Below are 19944 nucleotides of genomic sequence, written 5' to 3' on the forward strand. Positions count from 1 at the left end.
GCCTGATCACATCGACGGTGCGTGTCCTGGTTGCACATTCGTGCAACCGTCGCGCCATTCATTGACGCTCGCCGAAGCCAGCCGTTAGCGTCCCGTCGCCAACGTTCTGGATCAGACGAACACACGGGGGAAAACATGCGATCACGGCATCGCCGCGCGGGTGCCTGCGGCATCATTCTCGGAATTTCGATAAGCGCCATGGCGGTGACCAGCCCCGCCCACGCCGATCCGCTTCTGCCATCGCTCGTGGACGACGGCGCGTACCCGGGGGCGGCGGCGATCCTCGCCGCACAGAACGTACGGCTGCTCGCAGGCGACGGGCACATCGTCATCGCCGACTGCGCCACGCCGCCCTCAGGCGACTTCGGTCTGCTGAAGGTCTACACCACCGACGAGACCATCGGCGCCGACGGCATCGGCCGGGTCTGCTTCAAAGTCAACGCCGCCGCCGGCTGGCTCAACCTCGAAGTCCCCGGCGTGTACGAGATCCGCGGCGACGGCCAGCGCACCGGCACCGGACACGCCGTCACCGCCGAACTGACCACCGAGACCGGCGACGAGATCACCGTCGCCGTCGACCCCGACGGCAGCACCCAGGTCGGCCTCGGCGCCGACCCCGACAACCCGCCCACGATCCTGCTGCAGCTACGCACCGGCGCAGGCCCCGCCCCCGTCACCGGCACCAACGCCGCCGTCGGCAAACTCGCCACCGGACAGCACAGCTGCACCGCCACCCTCATCGCACCCCAATGGGTCCTCACCGCAGCCAGCTGCTTCGCCGACAACCCCGACCAGCCGATTGTCGCCGCAGGCGCACCGGCCACTCCGACGCAGATCACTTTCCCAGGCCATGCGTCCGTCGCCGTCGACCATCTGGCACCGCGGGCCGACAGAGATCTGGTCCTGGCCAGACTCGCCACGCCCATCTCCGGCATCGCTGCCTCCTTGCCGGCGAGCACTCCACCGGCAGTCGGCGCGACTCTGCAGACGGTCGGCTACGGGCGCACCGACACCCAGTGGGTCGCCGACACCCAGCACACTGCCGTGACGGCACTGTCCGCGGTGACCGGTACGACTCTCCAGGCGGCGACCTCGTCGGGCCTGGTGTGCAAGGGCAACGCCGGTGGCCCGGCGAGCAACGCCAACGGCAAGATCGCGGCCGTGCTCAGCCGTGCCGGACAGGGCGGCTGTCTCGATGTCTCCTCTGGCGGCACCGATGTGGTACTCGCCCGGGTCGACGATCTTGCCGGGTGGATCAGGTGGCACACCACCCTCGCCGGCGTCGGCGCCGGTGAGAATTGGTCCATCCTCTCGGGAGCATCAGCCTCCCAGCACGTGGCAGGGCAGCCGGGCGTACCCGGAACGGACCCTTACGAAGGGTCGACGTACACGTCTGTCAGTGCCGCCCAGGAAAACGCAAGTATTTATCAGGACATCAGCCTGACCGTCAATCCCGGCGATACCTTCTGCGCGAACGCCCACGTGGTCACCGAAGGCACCGCAGCAGGCGGCGGGGGTTCCTTCGCCCTCCACCTCATGGGGGGCGCCGCCGAAAGCTCGGCCAAGAGCGTCGTCAATCTGGCAGGCGGCAACAACTGGACACCGCTGAGCACGTGCGTCACTGCCGCTAGCGGACACACGGCCGTGCGCGTCCAGTTCTGGCCCATGGTCGGCGGTCCGGCGATCGGCATCGACGCTGTCGATGTACACAAGTCCATCGCCGTCAACGGTGGATTCAACAAGGGGTCCAGCAACTGGACGGTCTTCCCCGACTCGAACTTCGCCGCATATGGTTCCGGCGTCGTCGGCAACAATCCTTATGAGGGCACAGGATTTGCCGCCACCAACACAGCCGTGAATGGTGGCGGTGGCATCTACCAGGATGTCAACCTGGCCATCAATCCAGGGGACACCTACTGCGGCAGCGCCCAGGTCGCCACGCAAGGCGCCACAGGAGGTGCCAGTGGCAACTTCGTGATCTGGCTGATCGGCGCATCGCACCAGAACTCGCTCTTCGCTCTCGAGAACCTGCCTGGCGGTGACAACTGGACCCCCGTCACCACCTGTGTCACAGCGACGACCACATACAACAAGTTGCGCGTGCAGTTCTACCCGCACGCCAACACCGGAACCGTAATCATCGACGCCGTCGATGTGCACAAGTCCATCGCCGTCAACGGCGGATTCAACAACGGTTTCAGCAACTGGACGGTCGGCGCCAACTCGTACTACGCCACATATGGCCCCGGTGTCACGGGCAACGATCCCTACGAGGGCACAGGATTCGCTGCCACCAGCACCAACGTGACGAGCGATGGCATCTTCCAGGACGTCAATCTGGCCATCAATCCTGGGGACACCTACTGCGGCAGCGCTCAGGTCGCCACGCAAGGGACCACAGGAGGTGCCAGTGGCAACTTCGTGATCTGGCTGATCGGCGCATCCGAGCAGAACGCGGTCTTCGCTCTCGAGAACCTGCCTGGCGGTGACAACTGGACCCCCGTCACCACCTGTATCACAGCGACGACCACATACAACAGGCTGCGCGTGCAGTTCTACCCGCACCCCAACACCGGATCCGTGATCATCGACGCCGTCGACGTGCACAAGTCCCTCGCCGTCAACGGCGGATTCAACGTCCTCTGACCAGCACCTCAACCCTGAATGGCTCTATCAGGAGGAGAACCGGTCGATCGCCTCGTTCAAGCGTCCTACCTGATCACCATTTCGGTTGGCCTCACCCCTGTGCCGGACACCATGGGTGTCCGGCACAGGGCCCTGACGTCCCCTGGCCGCCTCGGCTCGACGCACCCCACGCGGCCCGGGTCCTCCTCTCCACGGCGCGATCGGGTCGAGGTGACCCTGGAACGCGGGTCGGAAGTCGACGAGCGGATTCCGCCGGGCGACGAGATCGCGGCCTACCAGGCGCGCACCGAGGCACACCCGCACCGACCGGCAACATCCGCACAGGACGATGCGACTAGGCGACAAGATGTACACATTCATAACTCTTGACGGCTTCTCGACTGACTCGGCTATCTGACCGTGCCCATGCAGTTGCTCGACGAACCTTGATGACGGCCCGAACGGGTGGATCTTCGGGCCGAACCCTTACGGCAAGACCGACGCGACCTGGTTCATCAGGTTCTTCGACTACCTCTGAACATCCTGCTCGCGGGCACGATCGCCGATCGGGTGGCTCAGGTTCGCCTTGGGCAGCCGGGACGTGGGCACAGAGCTGCGAAGGCGCCGCCGGCCGCGCGTTGACATGCGCGCGGCCGGCGATGCCTCCCCTCATGCGAGGCCGAGGTCGTTCTGAGCGGTGGACGTCAGACGGGTCCAGAGGTTGCCGGTGGTGGCGGCCTGGAAGGCGATCTCGTGGCTTCCGGCAGATGCGGCGGCGATCGCCGGGCTGCTGCCGGCCGCCATCCCCAAACCGGTGCCGACTGCGGGAATGACCGTCGAGTGCCAGCTGTACAGGTATCCGGTGTTGGCCTGGAACGCGATCTGGTAGCTGCCGTCCGCCAGCACCGCGATCGCCGGGCTCGTGCCGGCCTCCATGCCCAGCCCGATGTTCGCGGCGCTGCCGGATGAGTGGTATGTCCACAGGTCGCCGTTGTCGGCCTGGAATGCGACGCGCCAGGCACCGGAGGGCAGCGCGGCGATGGCGGGACTGGTACCGGGCTTCATGCCCAGGCCGGTGTTGGCTGATGCCCCGGAAGGGTTGAACGTCCACAGCGTGCCCGTGTTGGCCTGCAACGCGATGCGGTAGGTGCCGTCTGTCAGCGCGGTGATCGCGGGGCTGGTGGCGTCCTTCATGCCAAGGTTGTAGTTGTTCGCGGCACCGCTGGAGTCGTACGTGCCCAGGTTGGCGTTGCCAGCCTGGAAAGCCGCACGCCAGGCCCCGGACGGCAGCGTCGCGATGCTGGGGCTGGTCCCAGGCCGTACCGCCAGGCCGGTGTCCACGGGCGCGAAGACCGTGTTGCGCCACGCGTGCAGGGTGCCGGTGTTGGCCTGGAACACGACCTCATAGCTCCCGTCGGGCAGCACCGCGATGGCGGGACTGGACCCAGCGGCCATACCGAACCCGGTGTTGGTGACCGTGCCCGACGAGTGCCGGACATGCAACACCCCGTTCGCCGCCTGGAACGCGGTGCGGTAGCTGCCATCGGGCAACACCGCGACCGCCGGACTCGTCCCCGCCTTCATCGCCAGGCTCGTGTCCAGGGAAGTATGCGGCTCATGCCGCGTCCAGAGGTTGCCGGTGGTGGCGGCCTGGAAGGCGATCTCGTGGCTGCCGCCGGACGCGGCGGCGATCGCCGGGCTGGTGCCGGCCGCCATCCCCAGGCCGGTGTTCGCCGAGGTGCCCGACGGACTGAACGTCCACAGCGTGCCCGTGTTGGCCTGGAAGGCGATCCGGTAGCTGCCATCGGAGAGCACGGTCATGACAGGGCTGGTCCCGTCCTCCATGCCCAGGCTGTAGTTGTTGGCGCTGCCCGTGGAGTCGTGGGTCGCCACGTTTCCATTCGCTGCCTGGAATGCGACGCGCCAGGCACCGGAGGGCAGCGCGGCGATGGCGGGACTGGTACCGGGCTTCATGCCCAGGCCGGTGTCGGCTGATGCCCCGGAAGGGTTGAACGTCCACAGCGTGCCCGTGTTGGCCTGCAACGCGATGCGGTAGGTGCCGTCTGTCAGCGCGGTGATCGCGGGGCTGGTGGCGTCCTTCATGCCAAGGTTGTAGTTGTTCGCGGCACCGCTGGAGTCGTACGTGCCCAGGTTGGCGTTGCCAGCCTGGAAAGCCGCACGCCAGGCCCCGGACGGCAGCGTCGCGATGCTGGGGCTGGTCCCAGGCCGTACCGCCAGGCCGGTGTCCACGGGCGCGAAGACCGTGTTGCGCCACGCGTGCAGGGTGCCGGTGTTGGCCTGGAACACGACCTCATAGCTCCCGTCGGGCAGCACCGCGATGGCGGGACTGGACCCAGCGGCCATACCGAACCCGGTGTTGGTGACCGTGCCCGACGAGTGCCGGACATGCAACACCCCGTTCGCCGCCTGGAACGCGGTGCGGTAGCTGCCATCGGGCAACACCGCGACCGCCGGACTCGTCCCCGCCTTCATCGCCACACCGCTGTCGACCGACCGGCGATCGCCGATCCAGGTGCGGATGTCGTCCGTGCGGGCTTCCACGGTCACCGTGCTCACCGACGCCGAACCGATGCAGCCGGCCTGGCCGCCGAGGCTGTGTACGGCCACGATCTCGCCCTGCGCGTTGACTGCCGGACCTCCCGCGTAGCCCGTGCACACCTGACCGGCGGTGGTTGTCGTCGTGAGGCTGGTCGCCGCGACCGCGTCGACGGTCAACGTCGCCGCACGCTGCGTGTCACCGGCCCAGTCGGTGCCCGTACGCCCGAAGCCGATCGCCTGCACCGCGGCGCCGACCGCCGGGACGCCGCCGGCCAGACGCGCAGGAATGATGTTCGTGATCGACCTGTCGAGCCTGCCGAGCGCGAGATCGCGATCTGCTCGCGGTGCCACGTGGGTGATCGCGATCGGGGCGTGGCCGGGAAAGACCACCTGCGCCGGGTGGGGCGGGGGTCCCGCCTCGGCGGACAGGCAGCCCGCGGAGGTGAGCACCCACTGGGGATCGATGAGTGTCGCGGTGCAACGGAAGTTCCCGGTGCTGAGCCTGCCGATGTTGACCGAGGCTCCGGTGACCGGGGCCGTGCCCTGGCCGGTGCGCAGTTGCAGCAGCGTGGTGGGTGCGCCGTCTGGGTCGGCTCCCAGGCCGACCTGGGTGCTGCCGTCGGGGTCGACATCGACGGTCAGGTGGTCGCCGTCGTCGGTGGTGAGTTCGGCGGTCACCTCATGACCGGTACCGGTGCGCTGGCCGTCGCCGCGGATCTCGTATACGCCCGGAACTTCGAGGTCGAGCCGGCCGATAGTGGCGTTCACTTTGAAGCAGACGCGGCCGATGCCGTCGGAGCCGATGGTCTCGTCGGTGGTGTAGACCTTGAGAAGGCCGATGTCTCCGGTGGGTGCGGTGGCGCAGTCGGCCAGTACGATGCGGCCGTCGCCGGAGATGAGCCTGACGTTCTGCGACGCGAGAATGGCTGCCGCATCCGGATAGCTGCCGTCCTCCACGAGCGACGTGACCCCGGACGGGTCGGCGTAGGTCGGATGTGAAACCGCCAGTGAACCGATCGATCCGGCGAGGACGATGCTCACGGCGGCGCCCAGATACCTTGTTCGCATTTCCGATTCCCCCATGGTGAAGCCTGACCGGATTGCTGCTTGGCGCCGGAAGGCTATCGACTCGATGTGACGATCGTCAATGGCGTTGGGCGCTCCGCCACCCCGATTCATCCGTTATTCGGTTGTCGCCGCCATACGCCTGGACGATGATGGCGACGATGGCCACCACCCGCCTGCCGGCATGTTTCGCCAAGCTCGAAGCTGATCGGTGTGGCGACGGCAGACGCGAGTGGGCCGCCGACCCGCCCGACATCGCCGACCGACGGAACCCATCATGGATCTCGCCCATCGCCGCGAGCTGGCCCGCAGGGCGCTCGACGGCTACGACAGCGGCCCGGACGCCACGACCCGCGCGTTGGCCGACGCCCAAGCGAAGATCGACGACGCCGCGGCCCTGATCCTGGTCGAGGGACTCAGCGACCAGATCGCGCTGGAGACGGCCGCGGCAGGCCGTGGCCGCGATCTCGAAGCGGAACGCGTCGTGGTCGTGCCGATCGGCGGAGCGCACGCCATCGGCCGCTACCTGACCGAGCTCGGCCCGCTGACGGCCCGGGTGCGCCTGGCCGGCCTGTGCGACGTGCGCGAGGAGGAGATCTTCCGGCGTGCGCTGGTCGCCGCCCGGGTCGGCGCGCCCTGTACCCGCGCCGAGATGGCCAGTCTCGGGTTCCACGTCTGCGTCGACGACCTCGAAGGGGAACTGATCCGTGCCGTGGGCGCCGCAGGGGTCGAAGCCCTGTTCGACTCGCAGGGCGACCTGGGATCGTTCCAGACGCTGCAAGGCCAGCCCGCGTGGCGTGGTCAGGAGCCCGAGCGGCAGATGTGGCGGTTCCTGCGCGCCGGCTCGCGCCGCAACCTGCGCTACGCCCGGCTGCTCACCGAGGCTGCCATGAGCCGGGATGCCCTGCCGGGGCCGCTGGCCGCAGTGCTCGACGGGCTCGCCTGACCTGCGGTCGGTCGATGCGGTGAGGCGTTCGGCTCCGCGGGTGTGCGCGCTCGGATCACGCGGGTTCTGGCCGATGGACGCCTCGGGGGCGGTAGCCCAATGCTCCGCTGTCGCCGAGCACGTCCGCGAGCAGCCAGATGATTGCGAGCCACATCTCCGTCCCCTTGAGGCTGGGCAGGTGTTCGGCCCCGGTGGTGGGCGCGGGGCTGAAGGCGAAGCCGGCTTCGGGGTGCCAGTGCGTGAGGGTCGCGGTGAGCCGGTCGCGTGCCCACGCCTGCACGTCGGCACTCCGGTGACGGGTTTGCCGGCCGCACAGCCACAGCGGGTGGATCACGTCGAGCACGTCGCAGGCGGTGCCGCGTCCGTCGGCGAAGAACCGGCTGTCGCGGGTGTGGGCGAGCACGGTGTCGATCGTCTGCTCGGGCCGTGGCACGGGCAGGCCGAACTGGGCGAACGTGCCCCGGGTGAGCCGGTAGTAGCCGTTGACCGGCTGTCGCCAGCCCTCCCCCGCGCTCGGGCTGCCCCACAGCCCGGTGAAGGCGTCCTGCCGGGTGAGCAGCCAGCCGAACAGCGTCTCCGTCGGTTCGTGGGCGTCGAACAGCGTGCGGTTCCAGTGCAGCCCGGTGGCGAGGATGTCGACCCAGGCGCCGGCGCTCCAGGCCCGCTTCGCCCACGGCAGCCCGTCCAGGTCAGCCACGAGCTGTGCCGGGTCTTTGCGGACGGCTTGGATCGGGTGCGGCAGTCCGGCACCGAGCAGGTCCAGGGCATGACCCACGGACAGGATGTGGTACGCCGAGCCGCTGTCGAGGCTCGGTGGGCCGGTCTCGCCGAGTTCGGGGATGAGTCCGGTGGCCGGATCCTGCAGGGCGGCGAGCCGGTGGACGAGGTCGTCGCGGTCGGACCGGGGTGGGGGCGCGTTCAGCAGCAGGTCTGCGATCTCGACCGCGTCGCAGACGGCTCGCACGGTGGGTGCGGTCGCGGGCTGATCGGCGAACGTGTCGCCGGTCCGGTAACGGTCCAGCAGCTGTGGGGCCTGGTCACGGGCTTGTGCGGCGAAGTCGGCGAGTTTCGTGGTCAGGCCGGCGGTGCGGGCCTGGTCGCGGCGGTCGCGCACGCGGCGGGCGGGGTTGCCGACCATCACCGACCAGGCGGGGACGTCTTTGGTGACGACCGCGCCTGCGCCGATGATGCTGTGCTCGCCGATGGTGACGCCGTCGAGGATGATGGCGTTCGATCCGATCCACACGTCGTCGCCGACGGCTATGCCTTTGGACACGATGGGCTGCTGGTGTATCGGCGTGTCGGGGTCGGCGGAGTGGTTGAAGCCCACGAGGGAGGCGTGCGCGCCGATGCGTACGCCGGATCCGAGTCGCACCGGCCCGCGGACGACGGCGTAGGGGTTGAGGCTGGTGTTGTCGCCGAGCTGGACCTCGTCGGTGAGGTAGACGTGCGCGGCGATGTAGGAGTCGGTGCCGAGCGTGAGGTCGGCCTGGTGGATCGCGGCGAGTGGGGATATGAACGACCTGTCGCCCGCGGACCGCAGCCCGGCCAGCCCGCGCTGGTAGGCGAGCTGCTCGCCGCGTTCGTCCTGGGTGGCGTGGTCGGCGAACATCCACGGGCAGAAGTCGAACTCGCTCATGGCGGAGATCATCTCTTATCCGGCCGGGTACCTCCAGGGCCTGGCGTAGGTATGCCGCCGGGTGCCCGCCGTCGCGGACCGGGAGTTTCATCTGTCCGCGGCGGCGGACGCCCGGCTGGGTCACCGGCGGCGGCCGTGGACATGGCGGTGCCCCGACCCGGTCGGGTCGGGGCACCGTCGGGACCTATCCGATGGACGTGATGTTCGCGGTGTTCCATCCGGTTGCGATCTTCGTGGGGCCGACCCAGCCGGAAGCGGTGTGGCCGTACAGCCACACGTTTCCGTCAGAGCCCTGAGCGATGACGTCCGGCTTGCCGTCGTGGCTCAGGTCGAAGACCGTCGCTTTGAAGGGGCTCCAGCCGGTGCCGATCTGCGCGGCGGTGCCGAACATGGCCAAGCCGGTTCCGCCGGTGTTGGCGTGCAGGTGCATGATGCCGCTCGGGTTGATCGTGATGACGTCGCCGCGGCTGTCGTCGTTGAAGTCGGCGACATAGACCCGGTAGTTGGCCCCGAAGCCTGCGGCCTTGACTTCGATCTTGCCGGTGCCCTGCGGGTAGAAGTACATCTTGCCCGTCGCGGTGGCGATGCCGACGTGGTCCGGGTGCGGATCGGTGTCGGCGTTGCCGACACCGAAGAGGTAGTTGGTCCAGCCGGCGCTGAGGCGCACGGGCGCGGCGAGGGTGGCGGTGCCGAACAGGCCGAGGTTCTTGTGGAAGTCGAGGTTGCCGCTGGCGTCGATGGTCAGCAGATCGGCCAGGCCGTCGACGTCCCAGTCGCTGATCGACCACCGGTACCCCGTGAACCCGGTCTTGATCTGCACGCGAGTTGCGGTGTCGCCGCCTGGGCCCCCGGTCCCGGGGCCGCTGGCGAGGGTGTCCAAACCGGTGCCGCTGGTGCCCGGGTAGAGCCACAGGTTGCCCGAGGTGTCGGCCGCAGCGAGGTCCGGCCAGCCGTCACCGTTGAGGTCGTGCTCGACCTTCGTGGGTTGGGTGGTCACGCTGTTCCAGGTCTGAACCTGTGAGACCTGACCATTGAAGAAGCCGGCGGTGACCGTCTCCCCCATGAACCAGGCGCCGACGCGGAAGGGGCCGGAGGCGTTCCACGGGGTGGCGTGAGTCAGCGAGCCCAGGTTCACGCCGTCGACGTACACGATCGCCACCCGTCGAGCGGCGTTGTAGGTGACCACCACGTGGCTCCACACGCCCGTTGGTGCTGTACCCGGAGCAGTGTGGGCAAAATCCCATCCGGTGCTGAGCTGAGGGCCGTGCGCCATGGAGAAGGACCAGGAGTTGTCGCTGCCGTTGACGGCCAGCCTGAAGCCGGGTGACGCATTGACGCCTCTGATCGCGCTGCCGTCCTGTGACAGGACAGTGCCACCGCCGGCGTTCGGCTTGACCCACGCGGACAGGGTGAAGTCGGCGTTCGTCGAGACCGCCGGTCCATTCGCCTTCAACAATCCGTTCGTGCCGTTGAACTCGATTGCGGGGCTGTAGGTGCCGCCGGTGGTCCAGGTGGCGCCGGAGGTGGCGGTCATGGGCACTGCGGTGGGGGCGTTGCCGGTGTCGGCGACGGTGGTGGTGACGGGGCTGCCCGAGATGGCTCCGTTGGGCATGCCGGCCAGCGTCCAGCTGTGGTCGGCGGTGTTGGTGGTGATGGCGCTGAACCAGGCGGCCAGGTCGTCGATGCGCGCTGCCGTCACCGAGGTGTCGGTGGCGGTGACGCCGAGGCAGCCCGCCTGACCGGCCTGGCTGAGGACCGCGGCGACCTTGCCCGCGTCGAGGACCGGCGCGCCGGCCATCCCGGCGCACACCAGCGGTCCGCTGCCGGCGGTCAGCGTGTTCGGCGTACTGCCGGTGAACGTGATCTGCGGGCTCTGCTGCTGGTCGGTCGTCCATTCGGTGTCACGCCCGTAGCCCACCGCGGTCAGCGCGGTGCCTGTCGGCGCCGCCGTGTCGGCCAGCGCCAGCGGGGTGATGCCGGTGATCGGTGTGGCCAGGCGGGCCAGCATGACATCGCGACCCCACCGCGGGATCAGCAGGTTCACCGCTACCGCGGCGTGCCCGGGAAACGCCACGTGTGTAGGGCCGGCCGGGGCCGATTCGGCCAGCTGCGGCTGGTTCGGATCGGCGGCGAAGCAGCTCGCCGCGCTGAGCACCCAACTCGGCGTGACCAGAGTCGCCGTGCACATCCGGTCCGCTGAGGCGATCTTGCCGACCGGAGTCTGGCTGCCGGTGACCGGCGCCGCAGCCGGACCCACCCGCAGCTGCAGCAGCATGGTGGGCGAAGCCGTCGGGTCCCCGCCCAGACCGACCGGGGTGCTGCCGTCCGGGTCGACCTCTACCGTGATCTCCTCGCCGGTCCCGTCCTCGAGTTCGGCGGTCACCTCGTGGCCGGTGCCGGTCCGCTGGCCGTCGCCGCGGATCTCGTACACGCCGGGCACCCGCAGGTTCAGCGTGCCGGAGGAGGCGAGCACCTTGAAGCACACCCGGCCGATCTCGCCGGCGCCGATCGCCTCGTCGGTGGTGTACACCTTCACCAAACCGATGTCACCCACCGGCGGCGTCGTGCAATCGGCCAGGACGATGTGCCCGTCCCCGGAGATCAGCTCTACGTTCTGCTCGGCCAGGATCGCCGCCGCGTCAGGGTAGGGGTAGACGCCGTCGTCCACGAGGGACGGCAGCGCGATCGGTGACGCATGGGCCGGTGCAGGTCCGACCGCGGACAGGACTGATGCGATCAGCGAAGTGGCAGCGACATACGCCACCCGACGTCTTTTCCACGCCATGGCAAAGCTCCCCGTTGTGAAACGGATGGCGGACACGCCATCCCGCCGGGGACCGTAGCGTTCGCTCACGGCAGCGGTCAAGAGACTCATTGGACGGCGAGAAGCCGCTTTGCATTGTGCATCGACGCCGGACAACGTATCGCCGGTGCGGCCCCTTACGGGGCATCTGGAACAACCGACTTTGACTCGACCTGGCGAGAGGGCCTCGCCGAGACCAGGCGCCTGGTCGCCTCACTACACCACAGGCCGCCCGACATCACCCACCTGCTGCGCTGGTCTTATTGGCGACGTCGACACCAAGCCCTCGCACGAACCAGCCACTACCGCCGACGCGAGTTACAGCAGCTCAGCAGTCTAACGTGACTGCCGCATTAGCCTGGATCCGTCATGCTGAAGGAGCTGCTGCGAAGCAGGCGGAGCTCGAGTTGGATGTCGGAGAGCGTTGACTCAGCCTGGGTCGCCCAGCTCCCCGTCGCGTCCGCGTTCATGGCGCCGTGCAGGCGGCGGATCTGGTCAGTAAACGCCGTCAGTCTCTCCCCAAGCCGGTCACCGTCATCTACTTTCGGGACCGACGCGCGGAGTGCCGCGACCAGTGTCGCCAGGTCACGGCTTATCTCATCCAGGTTGTTGGCCCCCACTCCTTGCTGCAGCGAACTCACCAGTTCGCGCATGCCGCGGCGTAGTTGCGCAACAAGTCCATATGCCTCGGCCGCCCAGCGTTCCTTTTGCACCGTCGCTTCGACGCTGGTCAGGTAGGAACGCAGGTTCGGTTGTTGCAAGGGTCTCGCCTCGGGCGAGCGCAGGAATCTCGCCATGTCCGCGGGCAGCGTGCCGATCTCGGGCCACAGGTCGAGCAGGGCGGAGCTGTCAGCGTCCCGGTAGCGCCGGATCGCCTCCGCTACGGCATCGGTTTCCGCACGGAGGATCTCGTAAAGCGTCCAGTCATCACGGAACACCAGCGTCTGCACAGCCAGCACGGTGGCCGCCTGGAGGTGGGGGCGCACAAGCATCTGCAGCGTGTAAGCGTTGATGAACCGTTTCACCTCGCGGGGATTGACCTGCCCCTCAACGGCTATGTGGCTCAGGTATGGCCGTACCCTACTGCGGAGGTCGTCGAGCTGTTCGCCCTCGAGCTGCCCGGTGCGGGAGATCGACTCAAGCAGTTCGTCAAGCTGCTCGGCCGCCATCGGTGGGACCTCGTATGGCACCTGGAAGATCTTCTTTATGTACTCCCGCTCTGCCAGTCTGGTGCGCCGGTTGACCATCGCCGGCAATGGCTCTCCGGAACCGCGGATCTGGCCTGAGACCCTTTCGCGGACCGCCTGCTCCAGCACCACCCGGTCGATACCCACGACGAAGACGAAACCGATCAGATCGAAGAAGAGCTTCATGGATTCGATGACCGCCAGCGCGTTGCCGGGTAGACACCGGTCCAGATCGTCAACGAACACCACGACACGTTCGACGCCGGCACACCGCAGCTCTTGGAACGCCTCCTTGAGCTGCTCGAAGCATGCGTAGTACAGCGATTGCGGTTCCGTCGGCGGTGCGTCCTTCACCGCTTCGGCGAACTTGGCCGCGTCGAACACCACTTTTGCCACACCGACGGAGACCTCCGCGGACATTCCCATGGAGAGCGCACGCACGACCCGACCGACCTTCGATGCGACGGCAACGACCTTCTCGCGGGTATCGGCCGGGCGGCCAGCCGCATACTCGACCAGCTCACCTCGGATCGTGTCCAACAGCGGCACGATCAGGTGATGCTCCCGTTCGTAACGCCAAGCGTTGAACGCGACTTTGAGTGTGTCTTCGCGATTCAGCTCACGCCCGATCGCGTCCATCAGCGTCGTCTTGCCAGATCCCCAACCGCCGAAGATGCCGACCGCAAATCGCGGTTCGCTCTGCTCAATCAGCGTGGCGAGTGCGATTGCAGTCTGGTCGAAGCCGAGAACCGGCGCCTGCGCCGGCGAGTCAAGGAGGATACGAGCCTTTTCCACTGCTACACCGTACGCGCCGCATCGGCCGAAGCTCCAAAACCAAAGCAGCCAGAACTTAGTGCCTGATCGACGGAGGTGGTTCATCGAACGGTGCTGAAGACTTCGAGGCACAGACCGCCGACCACTTGCGCGAAGGACTCATCTTGCTGCCGGTCAATGAGCAGCCGTTGCAGTATGCACTGTACGGCCTGAACGGCAAGAATCCGTTCGAGCCTCGCGTACTTGACCCATTCGAAGATCCGGACGACTTCAGCGAGCTACTCGGCTTGGACGGGTTCGTGCGGATCGAGGCGATCACGAAGCATATTCAGACCGCAATCGATCAAGATCGACCGTCGTTCTTCGTTGTCAGCGGCCGCGATCGCACGGGCAGGACATCCGTCGCCAACTGCATATTGCATATGTACCAACAGTTGCGTGGCCTGGGGGACCATTTCCTACCCGGCCGGGTTACGGTCGCGAATCACAATGATCAAGAGTCGCTGGGTCGCGCGCTCGCCCAGTTGCAGAACGAGGTGGACTTCGCGGCATTGGATCTTGATCACCGTACGCTGCGCCTACTCAACGAACTTGAGGACATCGCCACCTCCCGATACGAACAACGCCTCCAGGCGGTCGCTTACATGATCGCCAGGGATCTGGCCAGGTTGAAAACGCCGCACGGGTTCGGATTGCTTTTCGAAGGCATCCGCACCGGCGGTCTGATCGCGTCCGCCCAAGCAGTTTTCCAGCGTGCGCCCAGCGTGATCGTTTTCACCCATTCCAGCTACGACCACTCACAGACGACCATGGCCGACCAGATCAACTCTGCGACCCTCGACGACTCCGTTCACCTCGTCCACTTGCGGCCGCTCGCTTCCCCGCAGATCAACGAGCTCGCAGCACGTCGCTGGAACGCCGCATCGCCGCACGATTGTCCCTACGATCGGGCGGGACTCGACCGGGTATACCGCAATGAACCTATGCCGATCAAGGCGGTCCTGCACCAGCTGGCCCGATTGCTCGACTACCGGCTTCGCACGAACGTCGTGGATGAACCGTGGCCCGAGAACCGTCACCTTGGAATGCCCGAGGAATGGCTCATCGCGACAATGACGCTACTCGACCAGCAACAGGTCAGATAGAGGGATTACGTGTCCGCACCGTACCCGGATCGCAACCCGTTCCCTCCGCGGGGGACGACGAGCATGGAGGAACGGCTCAGCGACGACTCGATGACCGACTGGCGGGCTACCGTGCCGACCTTGGCGTTGCCCGCGGTAACGGCGTTGAACTCGTTGATGACGAGGTACGTTTCCGAGTTCGCGAGCCCCGATGCGCGGGGGCAAGTCGTCTTCTTGTACGGCGAACACGGCTCCGGCAAGACTCACGCGGTCCGCTATGCACTGAGTCAGTTCTCCACGAGCCCGGACGGGCCTCAGCCGCTGCGCTGTTACGTCAAAGCACAGGACCAGGATTTTCCAGGCACCTACCGTCGGCTCATGGGCCAGCTCAGCCGAGCCGACCTACGAGAACTCAGCCTGGGCTTCCTGGCCGCGATCGCTGCCGAACAAGCCAGCCCCAGGATCTCAGCTCAGGATCTCCGCCGAGACCCAGATCTTGTCTACGCACTGCTCGACGGCTATCTCGTCGAACGCGGAGCAGTACTGGAAGCTCAGGCGGCCGAACTCTCGACCGTCGCCGGAGGACGTGAGGACTTTCAACGTGCCCTGACATTCCTTCTCGATGATCAACTCGCTGGCGCCGCATATGACTGGCTGGTCGGCAATGCGGTCAACCAACTCGATGCGAGACGGCTCGGTGTACACGGCCCGATCACGGAGCCGGAGATGTGTCGATATGGAATCCAACTGCTCGTGCAAATGTGTGTTCGGACCGGGCGGCCCATCGTCGTGGTGTTCGATCAGTGTGAGCGGCTCCTTCTGGACGAGCAACACCACCTCAGGATGCCGAACGTCGGGCTGCTGCACTCACTCGTCGAGGCCGTTCCACAGGCCGGCGGCATGCTGGTGCTCGTCGGCAGCACGACGCTGTGGGGGCAACTTCCGGTCGATCTGCGTCAGCGGATCGGCGTGAACCACATCGCCACCGGATTGCTCACCGTAGGCAACGCCAGCCAGTTGCTCGAGCTGTACATAAACGCGGTCACCGGCAACGCCGGCTGCCACCCGTTCACCCTCGAAGCGGTCCGGGCGCTGCTGGCGGCGAGCGGAGGCAACATACGGAGGCTGTTGCAAGTCAGCTTTGAGGCGTTCGAAGATGCCGCCCTCGAGCGCGATCTCGTTGATGCTTCGACCATCCGGCGCGTCGCCGAGGGGAAGCGCGCACTGCTGGGCAGGGGCGACGCCGAGCAAGCCGTCGAACACCTGCTACTCAATGTGAACGTGCCTTTCATCAAGGACTGGCATAGAGGCAGAGCTAAAGCGGCCTACGCCGTCGAGGCAGAGGGGACCCCTAGGCTGCTCATTCACGTCACGGAGGCGCTCTTCTCCGACGACGAGGTCGCCAACGCCCTGCACAGCCTTGCGCTGGTCGAGCACGTACACCGCAACCGTTGGTCGGCGCGCGTTGTCGTCCTGGTCGTCGGTTACGTCAGTCCGGATGTGTTCACCAGTCTGAGTCAGGTCGCACACGACGTCATCGTGTTCACCGGGGCACCTTCGGTCGAGATCTTGCGCCCTGTGGTAGCGAACCTCCGGACGATGGCCGCATCGCCTGTCGACACCAGCCAGCTTCATGAAATTCAGCAAACGCTCAGGGCGCTGGCCGCGAGCCGCGACGAAGAGGTGTCTCAGCTGCGACGAGAGGTCGCCCGGTTGAGCGCCGGACAAGTCCGAGCGGACGGCGGCGGGACGATCCGCAGCCGGTGGGCTGAGCGCCGGCTGCAGTTGGTGGAGCGGATTCGCGTGGAACGGGAGCTACGTAGAGCAAAAGAGCTCGGCGAGCTGCGGATGCTGCATGACACTGCGATCCGAGACCGCCGCGTGCAAACGGCCACGTTCGGCGGGCTCGCAGTAACCTTCGTTCTTCTCGTGGCGTGGCTTCTGACACTCGTGAATCGACAAGGTGCCTTCGTGATCGGAACCGTGCTGATCGGCGTCGGTTTGGTAAGCGTATTGTCGATCCCGTGGTACACCCGTTATCGACGCGCCGCGGGCACGCCGACCCAACGACTGGCCATCCCGATTTCAGGCATCTCGGTGATAGCGGTCGGCACCGCACTGTTTAGCAACTCCTCAAGTTCCTACAGCTCGTACGGCACTAGTTTTGCAAACCTTATTGCAGCGACCACGGTCAGCCTGATCGCCGTGGCGTTCGTCGTTGTAGCTATCGCATTACTCGATGTCTCGGGCGATCTTCTGATAGGTTCCCGCAGATTGTTGAGAGGGCCCACCGACTCCCTGCAGCGACTGCACCTCACCGCGCAGGCAGCGGTGCAGCGACTCCCTCGGGTCAGCCATCGGTCGGTGTCTGCCATGCTCGCAGATCCCGACCCGCATGTGCGATACGCGGGCGTATTGTGCGCCGCTCGCGCGCGGATGGACACCGAGATCGTCGACCTCATCGTTCGCGAGCCTTCGTCGCTCATCCGGCGCGTCGCCGCGACACATCTCGCCTTCGAATCTCGTCCCGAAATCGCCCGAGCAGTTCAGGACATCGCCGAGCGCTACCGGCTCACGGAAATCGCCTACTACGCAGCGGCGACCGCCGATCCCGATGCTTTTGACGGTGCCGCGCACCTACAGTTGGTCAGCTTGCTGAGCATGACGCCCCAGACTGCGGACGTCCGCCGGCGTACGCTCCACCTCCTGTTGGCTGGCTCCAGCGACGAAGCCGTTGAGGCCATTGCGGCCTTAACCCTCGGCGGACTTGAACCCACCGTCCACGTTTCGCAGATCCTCTCGGGGCGAGAAATCTTCCACGCCCTACGAACGCTGTCGCCACTCGAGCCGAACGGCCTCGGAACGTTCGACGAACTGCCGAGCGTAAACGAGATCGATGATTGGTACCTGTGTTTTGAGCAGCTCGCCTTCTACCGCAATGCGGGACCCGACAGCTGGCTGATGCCGAGTACGGGCCCTGCGCTGGTGTAGCCGCTTCTGCAGATTCGGTGGGCGGGAGTTCAAGGTCACTGATCGGCACTCGACCCATCCACATCTACGAGGCCCTGTGGGCGGCTGCGGCACTGGTCTGCGCGAGGCGTGAGGGGCCCAAGGCATCGCGAAGGGTTTCGCCGAGCCTTCTACGCCGCGACGCCAGTCCGCTGAACGCGCATTTCCAGCTCGGGGTCGATGGTCGTGTCGCCCAGGCGCAGCACCCGGGCTTCGGCCGCCGACACCGGGTTGCGGATCGTCCGGTTACCGTTGCCGGTGTGCGAGCGGAGACGGGCGAGATGATCGGGTTCTCGGTGCTCGGCTCGATCCGGGTCGTACGCGCTGGCTCCGAGCTGCAGCTAGGCGCCCGCCAGCAGCGCATGGTGCTCGCGTTGCTGCTGGCCCGTGCCGGTTCACCGGTCTCCCTGAACGAGCTGGTCGACCTACTCTGGGACGAGCAGGCCCCGGCCAGCTCCGCAAACGTCGTACACCGGCACGTCGGGGAGTTGCGGCGGCTGCTCGAACCCGGCCTGCCGACACGGTCGGGGGGCCGGCACATCGTCCGGGAGCTGTCGAGCTATCGGCTACGCGCCGACGAACAGTCCCTTGACCTGCTGAAGTTCCGATCACTGAGCCAACTGGCCGGCCGGAGCCTGCAGGACGGCGACCCGGAGTCGGCGCTGCGGCATCTGCTCGACGGGCTGCGGCTGTGGCGCGGCAGGTGCGCCGCGGGCCTGGAGCCGGCCTCCCGCCGGCATTCTGCGTTCCTGGCCGTTGAGGCCGAACGTGCTCAGGCCGTGCGCGAGGCCGCCGACGCCGCCGAGCGCTGTGGTCGGCTGAGCACCGTGCTGGCGCCATTGCGGCAGGCCGCCGAACAGCACCCGCTCGACGAGTCGCTGCAGAGCCGGTTGCTGCTGACGCTGGCCGCCGACGGCCGGCAGGCCGAAGCCGTCGAGATGTACCGGGAGGTGCGGCGCAGGCTGGCCGACGAGTTGGGCGTCGACCCGGGCGAGGAACTGCGGGAGGCGTACGACCGGCTGCTGCACCAACGCACCCCGCCAGCGCATGCCGAGTCGCCGTCGCTGCTCCCCCGGCCCGCGCAGCTGCCGCCGGACCTGCCGTCCTTCAGCGGCCGTGACGATCTCATCGCCGAGGCCCGCGCGGCGGTCGCGCGCTCGGACGGGCCCTCGGTGCTCGCGATCGACGGCATGCCCGGGACCGGCAAGACCGCCCTGGCCGTCCGCCTCGCCCACGAGTTCGCTGCCGGCTACCCGGATGGGCAGCTGTATGTCGACCTTCGCGGATACGACGGGCGGGAGCCGGCGATGAGCCCGGCCGAGGCGCTGCGCGGCTTCCTCGGCTCGCTCGGGGTGCCCCAACACGGCGTTCCCGCCGAACTGCACGCCCAGGCGGGCATGTACCGCAGCAGGCTCGCGGGCCGGCGCGTGCTGGTCGTGCTCGACAACTGCCGCGACGCCGAGCAGGTCCGGCACCTGCTGCCGGGCAGCCCTGGCTGCCTGGTGATCGTCACCAGCCGCAGCCGACTGAGCACCCTGCTGACCACGGCCGGCGCCCACCCGTTGCCGGTCGGCCTGCCGAGCGTCGGCGAGGCCCGGGCGGTGCTGCCGGCAATGCTCGGCGCGGGCCGCGTCGCGGCGGACCCGGCCGCGGTCGACGCCGTCGTCGCCGGCTGCGGGCGGCTGCCGCTCGCGTTGGCCGTGGTGGCCGCCCGCGCGGTGAGTCTGCCGCGCACACCGCTCGCGCAGATCGCCGCCGAGCTGGCCCGAACACAGGGCAGCCTGGACGGATTCGACGGCGACGACCCGCAGACGGGCCTGCGTGCCGTCTTCTCCTGGTCCTACCGGATACTGTCCGCCCCTGCCGCCCGGCTGTTCCGGCTACTGCCGATCCATCCCGGCCCCGACATCTCGGTCGCCGGTGCGGCGGCCCTGGCCGGCGTCACGCTGCGCAGCGGGCGGGCGCTGATCGGCGAGCTGAGCCGCGCACACTTGATCAGCGAGGACCTGCCGGGCCGCTACCGCACCCACGACCTGCTGCTGGCGTATGCCACGGAGCTCGGCGAGGAGACCGACAGCCCGTCCGAGCGCGCGGCGGCGCGGTCGCGCTGCCTGCAGTTCCATCAGCCGACCAGGTAGCAGGGACACCAACCGGCGACGCCGGGTCTGGCGCCGGTCGCGATGCCGTGCGGCCGTGGTGCCGGCGACCTGGAC

The 19944-nt window shown here is 67.5% G+C and carries 9 protein-coding genes and 1 pseudogene; 6 read left to right on the forward strand and 4 right to left on the reverse strand.

The features are described 5' to 3' along the window. Positions 1-198 precede the first annotated feature (198 nt). Positions 199-2646: a S1 family peptidase gene (locus FLL47_RS35150; RefSeq protein WP_186316088.1), complete on the forward strand. Its 2448-nt coding sequence runs from the start codon at positions 199-201 to the stop codon at positions 2644-2646. A 648-nt stretch (positions 2647-3294) separates the two neighbouring features. On the opposite strand, the gene FLL47_RS35155 is transcribed toward FLL47_RS35150, so the two are convergent. Beyond that, positions 3295-6252 carry a S1 family peptidase gene (locus tag FLL47_RS35155; RefSeq protein WP_186316089.1) on the reverse strand — a complete coding sequence of 986 codons (2958 nt, stop codon included), beginning with the start codon at positions 6250-6252 and terminating at the stop codon, positions 3295-3297. 274 nt (positions 6253-6526) lie between these two features. Here FLL47_RS35155 and FLL47_RS35160 point away from each other — a divergent pair, with 274 nt between their 5' ends. Then, complete coding sequence (locus FLL47_RS35160) at positions 6527-7195, forward strand: TOPRIM nucleotidyl transferase/hydrolase domain-containing protein (RefSeq protein ID WP_246159068.1); 669 nt, start codon at positions 6527-6529, stop codon at positions 7193-7195. Positions 7196-7250: 55 nt separating this feature from the next. Here FLL47_RS35160 and FLL47_RS44850 read toward each other — a convergent pair whose 3' ends face one another. Next, a complete protein-coding gene (locus FLL47_RS44850) occupies positions 7251-8834 on the reverse strand; it encodes an acyltransferase (protein WP_281286766.1) in 1584 nt (527 codons plus the stop codon). Between the two features lie 184 nt (positions 8835-9018). Next, the gene (locus FLL47_RS35170; RefSeq protein WP_246159069.1) at positions 9019-11598 is read right to left on the reverse strand and encodes a LamG-like jellyroll fold domain-containing protein; all 2580 of its coding nucleotides are present in this window, start codon (positions 11596-11598) and stop codon (positions 9019-9021) included. Positions 11599-11823: 225 nt separating this feature from the next. On the opposite strand from FLL47_RS35170, the pseudogene FLL47_RS45365 reads away from it, so the two are divergent. Next, a pseudogene (locus FLL47_RS45365) lies at positions 11824-11982 on the forward strand (IS701 family transposase); the annotation flags it as partial. Positions 11983-11990: 8 nt separating this feature from the next. On the opposite strand, the gene FLL47_RS35180 reads toward FLL47_RS45365, so the two are convergent. Continuing rightward, complete coding sequence (locus FLL47_RS35180) at positions 11991-13619, reverse strand: KAP family P-loop NTPase fold protein (RefSeq protein ID WP_186316090.1); 1629 nt, start codon at positions 13617-13619, stop codon at positions 11991-11993. 143 nt (positions 13620-13762) lie between these two features. Between FLL47_RS35180 and FLL47_RS35185 the strand changes: the two genes are divergently transcribed. From FLL47_RS35185 to FLL47_RS35195, 3 genes are all read left to right on the forward strand, one after another. After that, positions 13763-14743 (forward strand): hypothetical protein, encoded by a 981-nt coding sequence (locus tag FLL47_RS35185; protein WP_144126973.1) that lies wholly within the window; start codon positions 13763-13765, stop codon positions 14741-14743. 63 nt (positions 14744-14806) lie between these two features. After that, positions 14807-17713, forward strand: coding sequence for a hypothetical protein (locus tag FLL47_RS35190; RefSeq protein WP_144126974.1), 2907 nt, complete (start codon positions 14807-14809; stop codon positions 17711-17713). Between the two features lie 278 nt (positions 17714-17991). After that, positions 17992-19869 carry an AfsR/SARP family transcriptional regulator gene (locus tag FLL47_RS35195; RefSeq protein ID WP_144126975.1) on the forward strand — a complete coding sequence of 626 codons (1878 nt, stop codon included), beginning with the start codon at positions 17992-17994 and terminating at the stop codon, positions 19867-19869. The last annotated feature ends 75 nt before the right edge of the window (positions 19870-19944 follow it).

The sequence above is a fragment of the Catellatospora sichuanensis genome (genome assembly GCF_007483665.1).
In the GTDB taxonomy this organism is placed as follows: domain Bacteria; phylum Actinomycetota; class Actinomycetes; order Mycobacteriales; family Micromonosporaceae; genus Catellatospora; species Catellatospora sichuanensis.

Excerpts from the sequence above, each read along its gene's own strand:
- FLL47_RS44850 (WP_281286766.1), bottom strand. The coding sequence starts at position 8,834 with ATGAGCGAGTTCGACTTCTGCCCGTGGATGTTCGCCGACCACGCCACC.
- FLL47_RS35150 (WP_186316088.1), top strand. The coding sequence starts at position 199 with ATGGCGGTGACCAGCCCCGCCCACGCCGATCCGCTTCTGCCATCGCTC.
- FLL47_RS35160 (WP_246159068.1), top strand. The coding sequence starts at position 6,527 with ATGGATCTCGCCCATCGCCGCGAGCTGGCCCGCAGGGCGCTCGACGGC.
- FLL47_RS35155 (WP_186316089.1), bottom strand. The coding sequence starts at position 6,252 with ATGCGAACAAGGTATCTGGGCGCCGCCGTGAGCATCGTCCTCGCCGGA.
- FLL47_RS35190 (WP_144126974.1), top strand. The coding sequence starts at position 14,807 with ATGGAGGAACGGCTCAGCGACGACTCGATGACCGACTGGCGGGCTACC.